This is a genomic window from Komagataeibacter intermedius TF2, assembly GCF_000964425.1.
Lineage (GTDB): Bacteria > Pseudomonadota > Alphaproteobacteria > Acetobacterales > Acetobacteraceae > Komagataeibacter > Komagataeibacter intermedius.
This window is the reverse complement of record NZ_BANF01000770.1, coordinates 1-293: the sequence shown is the minus strand read 5'-3', so window position 1 is coordinate 293 and position 293 is coordinate 1. Positions and strand designations below refer to the sequence as shown.

Here is a 293-nt window from a genome sequence, read left to right as displayed (position 1 = left end):
GCAAAGGCCATCTGTGCCTCGGTGACGATGGGGGGCTGCATGAGGGTCTGGCCACTTCCGATCGGAAGCACGATCGACCGGAAATCATAAGTGGCGTCGAGTGTCTCCTCATGGCGCCGCAGCATCTCGTTGATGGCGAATGCCCGGGCTGCCAGACCGCCCTGCGCGCCGTAAATATGCGCGGCTTCCCGAAGCTGGGTGCTTCGACCGGGTTTCAGGTCATCGCCTGGCTCGTCATTGGGGCGGGTGTTCTCAAGGGCCTCAAGAGAGGGTGGCGCTTCGCCGCCGACCAC

General features: G+C 63.8%; 1 protein-coding gene. It reads right to left on the bottom strand.

Going from position 1 to position 293, the window contains the following annotated elements; all coding sequences use genetic code 11:
* A partial coding sequence (locus B7449_RS19210; RefSeq protein ID WP_048884116.1) for a type IV secretory system conjugative DNA transfer family protein occupies nucleotides 1-293 on the bottom strand: 293 nt, incomplete at both ends.